The 14,104-nt window shown below is 65.0% G+C and carries 13 protein-coding genes; 6 read left to right on the plus strand and 7 right to left on the minus strand.

What is annotated here, in order from left to right; genetic code table 11:
- Window positions 1-43 precede the first annotated feature (43 nt).
- The 3 genes from AB4Z44_RS15445 to AB4Z44_RS15455 all read left to right on the plus strand — a co-directional run bounded on the left by AB4Z44_RS15445 (window position 44) and on the right by AB4Z44_RS15455 (window position 2,409).
- Window positions 44-1,048 carry a LacI family DNA-binding transcriptional regulator gene (locus AB4Z44_RS15445; RefSeq protein ID WP_404710585.1) on the plus strand — a complete coding sequence of 335 codons (1,005 nt, stop codon included), beginning with the start codon at window positions 44-46 and terminating at the stop codon, window positions 1,046-1,048.
- Window positions 1,049-1,118: 70 nt separating this feature from the next.
- Window positions 1,119-1,571, plus strand: a complete 453-nt coding sequence (locus AB4Z44_RS15450) for a VOC family protein (protein WP_404710586.1) — start codon at window positions 1,119-1,121, stop codon at window positions 1,569-1,571.
- 67 nt (window positions 1,572-1,638) lie between these two features.
- Window positions 1,639-2,409 (plus strand): hypothetical protein, encoded by a 771-nt coding sequence (locus AB4Z44_RS15455; protein WP_404710587.1) that lies wholly within the window; start codon window positions 1,639-1,641, stop codon window positions 2,407-2,409.
- Window positions 2,410-2,472: 63 nt separating this feature from the next.
- On the opposite strand, the gene AB4Z44_RS15460 is transcribed toward AB4Z44_RS15455, so the two are convergent.
- From AB4Z44_RS15460 to AB4Z44_RS15470, 3 genes are read right to left on the minus strand one after another with little or no spacing between them, the layout of a single operon-like run.
- Entirely contained in the window at window positions 2,473-3,597 is a 1,125-nt protein-coding gene (locus tag AB4Z44_RS15460; protein WP_404710588.1) for an FAD-dependent oxidoreductase, read from the minus strand.
- Window positions 3,598-3,656: 59 nt separating this feature from the next.
- Window positions 3,657-4,961, minus strand: coding sequence for a M20/M25/M40 family metallo-hydrolase (locus tag AB4Z44_RS15465; protein ID WP_404710589.1), 1,305 nt, complete (start codon window positions 4,959-4,961; stop codon window positions 3,657-3,659).
- Window positions 4,962-4,995: 34 nt separating this feature from the next.
- On the minus strand, window positions 4,996-6,537 hold the full coding sequence (locus AB4Z44_RS15470) for a cation:proton antiporter (protein ID WP_404710590.1): 1,542 nt from the start codon (window positions 6,535-6,537) through the stop codon (window positions 4,996-4,998).
- Between the two features lie 268 nt (window positions 6,538-6,805).
- On the opposite strand from AB4Z44_RS15470, the gene AB4Z44_RS15475 reads away from it, so the two are divergent.
- Window positions 6,806-8,131, plus strand: coding sequence for a DEAD/DEAH box helicase (locus AB4Z44_RS15475; RefSeq protein ID WP_404710591.1), 1,326 nt, complete (start codon window positions 6,806-6,808; stop codon window positions 8,129-8,131).
- Window positions 8,132-8,167: 36 nt separating this feature from the next.
- Here the strand turns inward: AB4Z44_RS15475 and AB4Z44_RS15480 are convergent, their stop codons facing one another.
- The 4 genes from AB4Z44_RS15480 to hslV form a co-directional block, all read right to left on the minus strand.
- A complete protein-coding gene (locus AB4Z44_RS15480) occupies window positions 8,168-8,791 on the minus strand; it encodes a DedA family protein (protein ID WP_404714244.1) in 624 nt (207 codons plus the stop codon).
- 5 nt (window positions 8,792-8,796) lie between these two features.
- Window positions 8,797-10,032 (minus strand): MFS transporter, encoded by a 1,236-nt coding sequence (locus AB4Z44_RS15485; protein ID WP_404710592.1) that lies wholly within the window; start codon window positions 10,030-10,032, stop codon window positions 8,797-8,799.
- 114 nt (window positions 10,033-10,146) lie between these two features.
- On the minus strand, window positions 10,147-11,445 hold the full coding sequence (gene hslU / locus AB4Z44_RS15490) for an ATP-dependent protease ATPase subunit HslU (RefSeq protein WP_404710593.1): 1,299 nt from the start codon (window positions 11,443-11,445) through the stop codon (window positions 10,147-10,149).
- A gap of 53 nt (window positions 11,446-11,498) precedes the next feature.
- A complete protein-coding gene (gene hslV, locus AB4Z44_RS15495; RefSeq protein WP_404710594.1) occupies window positions 11,499-12,053 on the minus strand; it encodes an ATP-dependent protease subunit HslV in 555 nt (184 codons plus the stop codon).
- A 182-nt stretch (window positions 12,054-12,235) separates the two neighbouring features.
- Between hslV and AB4Z44_RS15500 the strand changes: the two genes are divergently transcribed.
- A complete protein-coding gene (locus AB4Z44_RS15500) occupies window positions 12,236-12,691 on the plus strand; it encodes a MucR family transcriptional regulator (protein ID WP_404710595.1) in 456 nt (151 codons plus the stop codon).
- 120 nt (window positions 12,692-12,811) lie between these two features.
- Window positions 12,812-14,053, plus strand: a complete 1,242-nt coding sequence (locus tag AB4Z44_RS15505; protein ID WP_404710596.1) for a multidrug effflux MFS transporter — start codon at window positions 12,812-12,814, stop codon at window positions 14,051-14,053.
- The last annotated feature ends 51 nt before the right edge of the window (window positions 14,054-14,104 follow it).

Consider the following 14,104-nt stretch of genomic DNA (forward strand, 5'->3'; position numbering starts at 1 on the left):
ACACGCGTCAATGCCCGGTAACGGAGCGGAAGGGAGGTGTTGCATGGCCACCATCCAGGATGTCGCGCGATACGCGGCGGTATCGACGGCCACCGTCTCGCGCGTGCTGAGCCAGCCCGGCCTGGTCGCAACGGCGACACGCACGCGGGTGCTGCAGGCGGTCGAGCGGCTCGGCTATGAGCCCAATCGGATGGCGCGCAATCTACGCCAGGCACGCGCGTCGAAGATTTTGCTGACCGTGCCGGTCATCTCCAATCCGGTGTTCGGCGACATGATCCAGGGTGTCGAGCGGGTCGCGCGGGAGGCGGGCTATGCGGTGATCCTCGGCGAGACTTTGCAAAACCCCGGGCAGCAGGATGTCTATTCGATGATGCTCGCCAGCCGCGAGGTCGACGGGATCATCTTCACCAGCCCGATCGTGCCGCCCTCTTTGGCACAGGCGATCGCAAAACAGGGTGGGCGCGCGCCGATCGTCAACGCATTCGAACACAGCGCCGATTTCGGCGTCTCGAGCGTCCATATCGACGATGGAGGTGCGGCCGAACTGGCGGTGACGCACCTTATCGAACTGGGGCACCGCCGGATCGGGGCGATCCCGGGCGTCATGGAGGCGATGACCAGCCGCGATCGGCTGCGCGGCGTGCGGATGGCGATGACACGGCACGGGCTGGCCGACGAACTGCGGATCCGCCATGGCGACTTCACGATCGAAAGCGGGCTCGTCGCGGCCAGCGCGCTGATGGCGGACGGCGTGACGGGCCTGTTCTGCTTCAGTGACGAGATGGCGATCGGCGCGCTGGCAGCGGTCCGGCAAGCCGGCCTCGGCTGCCCGAGCGATATTTCGGTCATCGGCTTCGACGGCATCCGCTTCGGCCGCTATTGCGATCCGCCGCTGACGACGATCGCCCAGCCCGCCGAGGATGTCGGCAGCCGCGCCGCGCGCATCCTTCTCGAAACGATCGCCGGCACCCAGACCGAATTGCTGGACGTGATCCTGCCGCACGAACTGGTCGTGCGCGGCAGCACGGGGCCGGCACCCGGCAGATAGAACAGCTGCTTCCTTTCGGGAGAAGATCGTCCCGTACAAGCAGGGCATCCCATCGGGGAGAGGAACCCCCATGATGACACAACAGCCGACGGTCGACGGCATCCACCATCTCAAATTCGCGGTGACCGATTGCGACGCCTCGCTCGCATTCTATGAGAAAGTGTTCGGCGCACGGCGGCTGCCACAAGCGGATCATCGCGACGCCGCAGGCAACATCTACGCCTATATCTGCGACATGCCCGGCTGGGGCACATTGCTCGATCTGCGGCTGAGCGCGCGGCACGGCGGTGCGGCCCGTCATTTCGATCCGATCACGCTGACCATCCAGGGGCGCGCCGAACTGGCGCAATGGGCGGCGCATTGCGATGCACTCGGCGTGCCGCATTCGGGCGAGATCGTCACCGTCCTGGCTTTCATGCTGGTGATCGAGGATCCGGACGGTCGCCGCATCCGGCTCTACACGCGCGAGAAGCATGGGCCTGAACTGGCTGGTCAGCGCGATCATCCGTGGATGCAATTATAGCGGGTCAACGCGCCTTTCCTGCTGCGATTGTGGCGTTAAACTGCAGTTCGAAGCGCGGGGTTGGGCGATGGGTTTCGAAGAGCGGCTGTTCGATGACACCGGCTTGTGGCTGGCGGCATCCATCCTGTTCTTCCTGCTGGCCTCCGCAGCCGAGATGGGAGCCTTGCTGCGGACCCGGCTCGGCCGCGATACGGTCGAGCGGAGTGATGGCGAAGGCTATCTGCTCTCGGCCATTCTGGCCCTGCTCGGCCTGCTGATTGCCTTCACTTTTTCGCTGGCGATCACGCGCTTCGACGCGCGGCGCGCTTTGGTCGTCAACGAGGGCAATGCGATCGGCACGGCCTGGCTACGCGCCGGCCTTGCTGGCGGTGGCACCGGCGTACAACTCCAGCACGCCATCGCCGATTATACCGACGTGCGGCTCGGCCTGTCGCGCGGCACGGACCCCGCCCGGATCGAAGCTGCAACCGGCGTCTCTCAGGCGATCGTCTGGAAAGACCTGCAGGGCGCGATAGCCGCGACCCCGCCGCCGATCGCCGCCACGATCGTCACCGCCGTCAACGAGATGTTCGACGCGGCATCGTCGCGCAAGGCCGAGCGCGCCGCGCGCATCCCGACACAGGTGTTGCTCGTGCTGGTCCTCTATGCCGTCGCGGCGGCGACGATCGTCGGCTACGTGATGCGCGCGGCCGGACGACGCCATCGCGCGGTCACCCTGATCCTGTTCCTCCTGCTGACGCTGGCGCTTGCCCTGATCCTTGATCTCGATCGGCCGACCAGCGGCGCGATTACCGTATCGCAGCAGCCGATGCTCGATGCGCGCATGGCGATGCGCTGACGCTGGTACTACGCGACCGGCTATCACCGGGCGACCGAACGATGCTGCTCTCAAAGAGGCGCATTAGCTCAGGCCAAGCTTGCCTAGCGGATTGCCGATCGTGCCGCTCACCAGGGCTGCCTGGATCCATGTGGCGGGCCACAGCCGCGACAGCGGCCCGACAAGGCGATCGCGCACGAACGGCAGCATGCGACCGTCCGATTGGTAAACCGGCGTGAACAGGGCCGTCAGCGCCTGATAGAGATGGATATGCGATCGGCTCATCTTCACCGCCGCCGCCAAAGCCGAAGATATCTCGTCATGTGCCTTCAGCCCTCGCATCAGCGCATAGGCATCAAGCAGCGCCATGTTCGCGCCTTGCCCGAGTTGCGGGCTGGCCGAATGCCATGCATCACCGATGTGGATCATCCCTGTTTCGGCAGGTGTGCGGAGCGTACGGTGCGCGTAACGGGCGAAGGTGAGTTGATCGGACGCGACAAGCTGATCGAGCAAGGGCTGCGTGGCGGGCCACAGAGCCGCGACCTCGTCTTTCCACGCCGCCAGCCCCGCGTCGTACCACCCCTGCAGGCGATCGGCGCGCAGCGACCAGAACAAGGCCGCCTTGCCGTGCCCGAGCGGCAATACGCCCGCCATGACGCTCGCGCGGCGATAACGCTGCTCGAGCGCGTGGCCGTCGAACCCCGCCCCGTCCGGCCAGTCGAGCGAGCCCCACAGCGCACCATAAGCCAGCGCATGGCCGGTCGGCGGCGCGAGCGTGCTGCGGGTGCCGAGCGCGTCGACGATCAGGTCGAACGGCCCCGCCGATCGACCGTCGGCAAAGTCCAGCCGCCGCCGGCCGTTGGCGATTATCGTGCTGCCGACGATCGCGCGTGCGCCCTCGATTGTCAGACCCGCCGCGATCACCGCATCATGCAGGATCGCGAACAGGGTTGCGCGATGGACGCCGATACCGAAAGCCTGGCCCCGCAGCGCCGAATAATGGACGTCGAGCACGATCCGGCGCGGATCGGTCGTCTCGCCGCGCAGCCGATCGATGCGGGCACCACCGGCCAGCAACCTGTCGCCGAGGCCAAGAGCGCGCAGTACCGCCAGGCCGGTGGGCTGGATCATCAGCCCCGATCCGATCGGCTGTGGCGCGGCGAAGCGCTCGAAGAGGGTCACGCGGTGCCCGAGCCGGTGGAGCAGCAATGCCGCCGCCAGCCCCGCCGGGCCGCAGCCCGCAACCGCAATGTCCCTTGGCGTGCGGATTATTTGCTCCGGCTCATCCGGCTCCAGCGGCTCATCAGAAGCGCGCTGCGCTTGGCCTGACGGGGAATACTGGAGAGATCGGCGGTCTCACCGGCGGCATGTGCGCCCGCACCGACGATGCCGGTGCCGACCAGCCCGCTCACATAGGGCGCGACGAAGGCGATATCGCCGGCGCCGCGCTTCATCGGATCGAGCTCGGCCATCGCGGGCAGGCCGAGATCGGCATTCGCCGCGTTCAGATCCTTGAGCAACGCGCGGCTCCCCTCGGTCGGCGCCATCGCCGGATAGGATTCGCGAAACGTGATTTCCGCTTTGGTGCCGGGCAAATTCTTGCCCACGATCGCGCGCATCTCCTCCTCGATCCGCCTGGCCTGCTCGTTCGAGAGCGCGCGGATATCGCCGGTGGCGATCGCCTTGGCCGCAACGATATTGGGCTTGCCGCTGGCGGTGCCGGCTATCACTTCGGCTGTTGTCGGCGCGACTTCGACCCCACCGAGCATCAACCCGATATTGTAGGTGAGGTTGGGCTCGCGCAATTCGCGGCGGAAGGTGTCGACGATCCGAGCCAGTTCGTAATTGGCGCCGAAGCCCACCCCCTCGCCGAACACGCCCGCCGAATGTGCGGTGCGGCCGGTGGCGGTGACGACCCAGCTGATCGATCCGCGCCGCGAGATCGATCCCACATCCTTGCCGTCTTCAGTGGCAAGGCTTTCATATTCCATCGCCGCATCGGCCCATTTACCCGCCTCGACCATGTCGGCGCGCGCGAGGTCGACCGGCGTGCCGGCACTTTCCTCGTCGCCCGACAGCACGATGCGGATATCGGCATATTCGAGCGTGCCGGCCTGCTTCATCGCGCGCAACGCCGCGACCATCACGACGAGCCCACCCTTCATGTCGTCGACGCCCGGCCCCTCGACCGTATCGCCGCGGCGGACCAGTTTCTGGAACGGGCTGTCCTTTTCGAACACCGTATCCATGTGACCGATCAGCAGGATGTGCCGGCCTTTGCCATCGCCCTTATGCTCTGCGAGCAGATGGCCGGCGCGCTGGGTCTTCGCTTCCATGTCGACCCATCGGACGGTGAAGCCGAGCGGCTCGAGTTCGGCCTTCATCATGTCCGCGACAGCGCGCACGCCGGCGAGGTTGCGGGTGCCGCTATTCTGATCGACCAGTTTCCGGAGCAGCGTGAAATCGCGATCGCGCTCGGCGTCGATCGTGGCGACCATCTTCGCCTCCGGCGCGGTCAGCGCCGCGAATGCAGGTGAGGACAAAGCGACGAGGAGAAGAAGAGCGCGTTTCATGGAGGGCATCTTAGCGCGCAACCCGGCATGGAGATCAACTTTCCTCGATATGCCGTTCGTCTTCGCTGCTGAGCGCGACTTCGTGGAAATCGAGCTCTTCCTGCAGCACCAGGAAGGCGTCGGCACCGACCCTCTGCTCCAGCCGCAATTGCTCCAGTCGCTTGCGCTGCTTGCGCATCGCGGAGAGGCCGATCGCACGCTTCCGTTCGAGCGGGGCGACGTCCTCGGGCGGGACGACGGCCGCGCGTGCCGCCTCGAAGCCGAAGCGCCAATGCTCGACTGCCGGTCCCTGTTTGCCATCGAGGCTGGCCAGCGCGGACGCCGCGAGATCGGCGCGGGCCTCGGCCAATTCCTTTTCCAGCCCGTCATCTCCGTCGAGCCCGAGCAAGCGCACGACCGGCCCGAGCGTGAGCCCTTGCACCACCAAGGTCGCCAGCACGACCGCGAAGGCGGTGAGCACGATCAGATCGCGCTGCGGGAAATCGGCCGGGAGCGCGAAGGCGGTGGCGAGCGTGACGAGGCCGCGCATCCCGCACCAGCCGATCAGCACGCCTTGGCGCAGGCTCGCCGGCTCGGCATCGCCGCGCAGGGCTTTGAAATGGCGCGCGAGGCGATTGTAGACCAGAACCCACGCCAGCCGCACCACGATCAGGCATAATATAACGGCAAGCGCGAACCAGCCCGCCTCGTGCAAGCGGGCGGATGTCATGCCGCCGACGATCGTCCGCACCTGCAATCCCATCAGCAGGAAAGCGAGCACGTTGAGCAGGAACACGACCGACTCCCACACCGCGAAACTGTGGATTCGCATGCGCGGCGGGTTGGTGAGCCCGGCACTGCGCGCCGTGGTCATCGCGAACGCCACGAGACACAGGACCGGCGAGAGACCGATGCGTTCGGCGATGATCCACACGCCGAAGGTGGTGACGAATTCGAGCAGGTTGCTGCCGAGCGTGCCCCGGACGATCGGCTGAATTTTCTTGAGGACCCACGCGAGCGCGATGCCGAACAGGATGCCACCCGGTGCGGCCAGCCCGAGGCGCAGCGCGATCGGCCCGTCGATCCCGCCATGGCTCTGCACCTGCGTCGCCGCGCTGAACAGCAGCAGTGCCGACGCGTCGTTGAGCAGGCTCTCACCCTTCAGCACCGCGACCGAGCGGCGCGGCATGCTGATGCTGCCCATGACCGCGGTCGCGGCCGCGGCATCGGGCGGCGCCACGATCGCGCCCAGCGCAAGCGCGGCGTAGAAAGGCAGCCCCGCATAAGCTACCCCGAGCCACGCCACCGCGCCCGCACTCACGGCAACCGCCACCACGGCCAAGGCGAACAAGGGGCGCCACAACCGCCATACCGCGCCGATCGGAAAGTCGAACGCCGCATCCACCAGAGCGGGCGCGATGAACAAGGCCAGGGCCATATGGGGATCGAGCGCGATCTTGGGTGCGCCGGGGATCATCGCCAGCCCGACGCCGGCAGCTGCGAGCATCGTGGGATAGGGAATGGCGAGCCGCCGCGAGACCTGCAGCAACAGGATCGCGGCAAACACCAGCGCAACCAGGCTTTCGAAGAAACTCACCGGCCCCTTAGGAGCCGTTTAGGAAGGTTTTTCAATCGCCCACCGTACCACTTGCATTTTTCCCGAAAATAGGCGATATAAAGGACAGCGCCGGTGCCCTATGCGGCATTGCAGCAAACAGCGTGGAATTCCCGCTCCTCAACGGGTCGTGTTTGCAGGACAGGCGTGTAGCCCAGGGCTCCCCTTTCACGCGGGTCGTCTCATGAACCCGCTTGCTGTCGTTCGGACCAGGAGTCCGCGCGGCTGTTCGCGCACTGAAAGTGCATCAATGACAAAATTTTCCGACCTCGGCCTCTCCGCGCCGCTCCAGCAGGCGCTTGCCGCCAAGGGATACGAGAACCCGACCCCAATTCAGGCGCAGGCCATTCCGGCCCTGCTCGAAGGCCGCGATCTGTGCGGTATCGCGCAGACCGGCACAGGCAAGACCGCAGCCTTCGCCCTCCCCTCGCTCGACTACATGGCGAACAACCCCAAGCCGCGCCCGCTCAAGGGCTGCCGCATGCTGGTGCTGGCGCCGACGCGTGAGCTCGCCAGCCAGATTGCCGAGAGCTTCACCGCTTACGGCAAGTTCATGAAGCTGAGCGTCATGACCGTGTTCGGTGGCGTGCCGATCCCGCGCCAGATCCGTGGCCTCGCCGCCGGCGTCGACGTGCTCGTCGCGACCCCGGGCCGCCTGCTCGACCTGATCGACCAGCGCGCGCTGACCTTGCGCGACGTCGAGATCTTCGTGCTCGACGAAGCCGATCAGATGCTCGACCTCGGCTTCATCCATGCGCTCAAGCGGATCCACAATCTGCTGCCGAAGAAGCGCCAGTCGCTCTTCTTCTCGGCGACCATGCCGAAGACTATCTCGGATCTGGGCGACAGCTTCCTGACCAACCCGGTCAAGGTTTCGGTCGCGCCGCCGTCGACCACCGCCGAGCGGGTCGAGCAGCAGGTGATCTTCGTCAACCAGGCCGAGAAGCAATCCTTGCTGACCTTGACCTTGCGCGCGACCCAGATCGAGCGGGCCCTGGTGTTCACCCGCACCAAGCATGGCGCCGATCGCGTCGTGAAGCATCTCGTCGCGGCCGGAATCATGGCCAATGCGATCCACGGCAACAAGAGCCAGCCGCAGCGCGAGCGGGCTTTGGCCGAGTTCAAGTCGGGCCACGCACCGATCCTGGTCGCAACCGACATCGCCGCGCGCGGGATCGACGTGTCGGGCATCAGCCACGTCTTCAACTTCGAGCTGCCCAACGTGCCCGAGCAATATGTCCACCGCATCGGCCGGACGGCGCGCGCGGGTGCTACCGGTATCGCCATTTCTTTCGTGGCGGATGACGAGCGGCCTTATCTTCGCGCGATCGAAAAGCTGACGCGCGCCAAGCCGTCGATCATGCCGCTGCCGGCGAACTTCCTCGACGAAGGCGCGCGCCTGCCGAAGCCTGCCAAGGGCGACGAGCGCCCCGAGCGCCCGCACGGCCAGCGTCGTCCCGATCAGCGCCGCCACGATGGCGAACGGCCGGCCGGGGCGCCCAAGCGCAATTACGGGCCCCGCAAGGGTGCGCCGGGCGCGCATCGCAGTGCGGTCCGCAAGACCAGCGGGCGGTAAGTGTTCGATCCTCCCCGGCCTTGCCGGGGAGGATATTTAGCGACTCTGTCTGATCTTGTGCCAGACGAACCAGACGGCCCCTACGATCACCACACCCGCCACTGCAAAATCCGCGCGGTGCAGGATCGCCCCCAACCGCGGATCGGTGCGCCACGCGACGCCGAGCTTCATGCCGACCCAGGCCAAAGCGAAGCACCACGGCCACGAGCCGACGAACGTATAGATGTGGAAGCGGACCAGCGGCATGCGTGCGACACCCGCCGGGAAGGCGATGAACGAGCGCACCACCGGCAGCAGCCGGCAGAGCAGCACGGTGATGCTGCCCCAGCGCTGGAAGAAATATTCCGCGCGATCGAGATCATGCATGTCGAGCAGGACATAACGCCCCCAGCGCGCCACGAACGGCCGCCCGCCGCGCTTGCCCGCCTCATAGGCGATGATCGACCCCAGATTGCAGCCGAGCGCACCCGCGGTCGCGACCAGCAGCAGATCGAACCGGCCGGTCGAGACAAGATAGCCGGCAAACGGCATGATGATTTCGGACGGCAGTGGGATGCACGCGCTCTCGATCGCCATCAGCAGCGCGACGCCGAGATAGCCCGAGGCCGAGATCACCGCGATGATCCATGCAGCGACGGGAGCAATGATCTTCTCGGTCAACGACATCAGCGCAGGGCCTCCAGGGATTCGACAGCCCGGGTCCTGGCCGCCGTGCGCAGATAGAGCAATCCGACAATCAATGCGCCTATTCCCGCGGAGGCACCGACGCCCATCGCCCAGCGCGGGCCGAAATGATCGGCGATCCAGCCGACGATCGGGCTGCCGAGCGGGGTGCCGCCGAGCGAGATCGCCATCAGCAACGCCATCACCCGCCCGCGCATCAGCGGATCGGAGCCAAGCTGGACAAGCCCGACGATCGAGGTGGTGACGGTCTGCGAGGCGATACCGACGATCGCGAGGATCAGCCCGTAGAGCAAATAATTGTTGCTGATCGCAGCCAGCCCACAGCCGACGCCGAACACCCCCAGCCCCAGCATCACGAAATTCCATTGCGGTCTGTCGCGCCCCGCCGACAACAAGGCGCCGATGATCGATCCGACCGCCATGACCGAGGTCAGGAAACCATAGCCGTCAGCGCCGCGATGGAAGATCTTGAGCGACATGGTCGAGATATAGATGGCGAAATTGAAGCCGAACGTACCGATCAGGAACATGATCACCATCGACGCCACGAGATCGGGGCGGCCGATCACATAACGCCAGCCGTCCGCGATCCCGCCCCGCGCACCGCTGCCGCGATCAGTCGCGCGGATTTCCGTACGGCGGATCAGCATGAGCGATCCGATGACCGCAACATAGGATGCCGCGTTGATCAGGAACACGGGGCCGGACCCGACCGCCGCGATCAATATCCCGGCCACCGCCGGGCCGATCAGGCGCCCGGCATTGAACGACGTGGAATTGAGCGCGACCGCATTCCCCAGATCCTCCTCATGCACCAGTTCGGATACGAAGGTTTGGCGTGCGGGCGCGTCGAACGCAGCGGCACAGCCGAGCAGGAATGCAAAGACATCGACGATCCACAACCGGACCGCGCCGGTAACCACCAGCAGCCCAAGCCCGAGCGCCAGCAGGCCCATCGCGACTTGCGTCACCAGCAGGAGCTTGCGCCGATCGAAATTATCGGCGGCGTAACCGGTAAAGGGCAGCAGCAGGAGTTGCGGCGCGAACTGGAGCCCAATGACAATACCGACGGCGCTGGCCTTGTGATTGGTCAGTTCGGCCAGCACCAGCCAATCCTGCGCGGTACGCTGCATCCAGGTACCGACATTCGACACGATCGCGCCCGCCGCCCAGACGCGATAATTGTGATGTCGCAGCGATCGGAACGTACCGCTCATGGGGTGGCGATCACCACACTCGGCTGGTCGATCGTCGGCACGCGCACCACACTCCGGCTATGAAATATGGGAAGCGTTGGCACGGGCGCGTGCCGATCGGCAACTTAAACCCGGTCAGAGCACATATTTACTGAGATCGGTGTTCCGCGCGACGGCCGCGAGCTGCAATTCCACATAGGCCGCGTCGATCGTGAGTGCAGTACCGGTGCGGTCCTCTGCGTGGAAACTCACATCCTCCAGCAACTTCTCCATCACCGTCTGGAGGCGGCGGGCGCCGATATTCTCGATGCTCTCGTTCACCTGTGCCGCGATCTTCGCGATCGCGGCAATGCCTTCGTCGGTGAATTCGATCGTCACCTGCTCGGTTGCGATCAAGGCGCGATATTGTTCGGTCAGGCTGGCGCGCGTGTCCGAGAGGATGCGCACGAAATCCGCTTCGGTCAGCGGTTTCAGCTCGACCCGGATGGGCAGGCGGCCCTGCAATTCGGGCAGTAGATCGCTCGGCTTGGCGACGTGGAACGCGCCCGAGGCTATGAAGAGGATATGGTCGGTCTTCATCGGCCCATATTTGGTCGCGACGGTGGTACCCTCGATCAGCGGCAACAGATCGCGCTGGACACCTTCGCGGCTGACCGACCCGCCGCGCACATCGCTGACCGCGATCTTGTCGATCTCGTCCAGGAAGACGATCCCGTTGGCTTCGGCATCGGCCAAGGCGGCGCGGCTGACCTCATCCTGATCGAGCCGTTTGTCTGCTTCCTCGTCGACCAGCTTGGTCCAGGCCGCACTCACCGTCAGCTTGCGCCGCTTCATGCGAGCGCCGCCCAATTTGCCCATGATGTCGGACAGGTTGATCATGCCGACCTGACCACCCATGCCGGGTATCTCCATCGGCGCGCCCCCGGTCTCCTCCAGTTCGATCTCGATTTCCTTGTCGGCGAGGTGACCGTCGGCGAAACGCTGGCGGAAGGCGGTACGCGTCGCTTCCGACGCATCCTTGCCGACCAAGGCATCGAGCAGGCGCGCCATCGCCGCCTCTTCGGCCTTGTCCTTGACCGCGGCGCGGCGACGCTCCTTCTCGAGCCGGACGGCCTCCTCGACCAGATCGCGCGCGATCTGCTCGACGTCGCGACCGACGTAACCGACTTCGGTGAACTTGGTCGCCTCCACCTTTACGAACGGCGCATCGGCGAGACGCGCAAGACGCCGGCTGATCTCGGTCTTGCCGCAGCCGGTGGGCCCGATCATCAGGATATTCTTGGGGCTGACTTCGTCGCGCAATTCGGGCGCGAGTTTCTGGCGGCGCCAGCGATTGCGCAGCGCAACCGCCACTGCGCGCTTCGCATCGTCCTGCCCGACGATATGCTGATCGAGCGCAGCGACGATGGCTTTGGGAGTAAGGGCGTCGTTCATCGTGAAAATATGTCCGGGATATTGAATAAGGAGAGTCGATCCGGCGCCGCTTTTCAGGCCGCGTCGTCAATCGTCTCGATCGTGACATTGCCGTTGGTGAAAACGCAGACATCGGCAGCGATCCGCATCGCGTGCCGCGCGATCTTCTCGGCATCGTCTTCATAATCGACCAAGGCGCGCGCCGCGGCGAGCGCGTAATTGCCGCCCGATCCGATCGCGGCGATCCCGGCCTCCGGCTCGAGCACGTCGCCGTTGCCGGTCAGGATCAGGGTCACGTGCTTGTCGGCGACGATCATCATCGCTTCCAGATTGCGTAAATATTTGTCGGTGCGCCAATCTTTCGCCAGTTCGACCGCCGCGCGCAACAATTGCCCGCGATGCTGTTCGAGCTTGCGCTCGAGACGCTCGAACAACGTGAAGGCATCCGCAGTCGCGCCGGCAAATCCGCCGATCACCGATCCGTCGCCCAGCCTGCGCACCTTCTTCGCATTGGGTTTGATCACGGTATTGCCGAGGCTGACCTGTCCGTCGCCTGCAACCACCACCTTGCCGCCTCTGCGCACGGACAGGATTGTCGTTCCGTGCCAGCCAATCTTATCTTCGTTCATCCGGTCCTCATCATTCGTCCGCGATATGGGGACGGCATCGGAGGTACGCAACGCGCATCCATCGCGCCATATCATCACAGAAATATGGCCGGTGCGGACCGAAAAACACAGTTAAGTAAACAAAAATGCTGGCCATACACCAAAACGGTTATATATGCCGTCCCCCCTCAGGAGTATAAGACGTGGCATCTGACAATCAGGAACTTATCACCTTAACTGCCGACATTGTAGCCGCGCATGTCAGCAACAACAGCGTCCCTACCGCCGAAGTCGCTACGCTGATTCAGAGCGTCTATAGCGCGCTTCAGTCGGTCGGTGGCGCAGCCCCCGAACCGCAGCCGGAAAAGCCCCGTGGCGCTGTTTCGGCACGTGCTTCGATCAAGCCCGATTATCTGGTGAGCATGATCGACGGCAAGCAGTACAAGATGCTGCGTCGTCATATCTCGCAGCACGGCTATACGCCGGAAACCTATCGCGAAACATTCGGCTTGCCGCGCGATTATCCAATGGTCGCAGCTAATTATGCCGAGCAGCGTCGCGCACTCGCGCACAAGATCGGCCTCGGCCGCAAGCCGCGCGTGGCGGCGCCCGAACCGAAGCCCCGTGGCCGCAAGCCGCGCGCGACGGCCGAAGCGTAAGCTGAAAAATGTGGCCGCGGGTCTGCAGCCCGCGGCTGCAAAACTCTTGCTGCGGCGCAACATAACCGCCATATCAGCGGGATGCGAGCGTCTGTACTTTCTTCCCGCGCGGAATCCCGCGTGAGCGATGCGCCACCCCGCGAGCCCGGCAGTGCCGATCCCGGATTGAGCTTCCACGGCTTCGTCGCGCTGATTGCGGCGATCATGGCTTGCCAGGCGCTCGGCATCGATACGATGCTGCCGGCGCTGGCGCAGATCGGCCAAGCGCTTTCGGTGGCGAGCGAGAATGATCGCCAGTGGATCGTGGCGCTCTACATGTTCGGCTTCGGCGCGGCACAGCTTGTCTACGGCCCGCTCGCCGATCGCTACGGCCGCCGCCCGATCCTGATCGTCAGCCTAAGCCTGTTCGCGATCACCAGCATCGCCGCCGGCCTCGCCACCAGTTTCACCGGCCTGCTTGTCTATCGCTTTCTGCAGGGCGTCGTGGGTGCGGCCGGACGCGTGCTGGCGGTATCGGTGGTGCGCGATTGCTATCAGGGGCGGCAGATGGCGCGCGTCATGTCGCTGTCGTTCATCGTCTTCCTGGCCGTGCCGGCGCTGGCGCCCAGCATCGGCCAGATCATCATGCTGGTGGCCGACTGGCGCGGCATCTTCTTCTTCCTCGCCGCTTTCTCGGCGATGGTGGCCTTGATCGGCGGGCTCAAGCTCAACGAGACCTTGCATCCCGATCATCGCCAGCCGATTTCGGTCGGCGGCATCACTTCTGCCATCGGCCGGACTTTGCTCGAGCGCAACGCGATCGGCTACACCCTGGCGATGACTGCGGTGTTCGGCGCACTGATGGGCTTCATCAATTCGGTGCAACAGATCTTCGCCGACATCTTCCATGCGCCGAACAAGTTTCCGCTGATGTTCGCTTGCATCGCCGGCGCGATGGGAACCGCCGCCTTCATCAATTCGCGCATCGTCGAACGGTTCGGCACGCGCGTCGTCAGCCACAGCGCACTGCTGGGCTTCATCGGTGCGTCGTCGATCCATCTGGTGGTCGCGGTGACAGGATACGAGACGATGGCGACCTTCATCGCCCTGCAGTGCCTGACCATGTTCTGCTTCGGCATGATGGGATCGAACTTCGGATCGATGGCGATGGAATCGATGGGCGAGATCGCCGGCACCGCCTCATCGGTGCAGGGCTTTATTTCCACCGTCGGCGGATCGATCATCGGCATCATCGTCGGGCAATCGTTCAACGGGACGACGGTGCCGATGGTGCTGGGCTTCGTCAGCGTTGGCGTCGCAGCGCTGGTGCTGGTGCTCGCCACCGAGCGCTGGAAGCTGTTCCGTCCGCATCACGCGGCGTAACCCGTCGCCTCTGCGCAAGCCGGGGCCCATCTCTCAAGCATAAACTGCCCT

The organism is Sphingomonas sp. MMS24-J13 (assembly GCF_044905095.1).
Taxonomy (GTDB): Bacteria; Pseudomonadota; Alphaproteobacteria; order Sphingomonadales; family Sphingomonadaceae; genus Sphingomonas_I.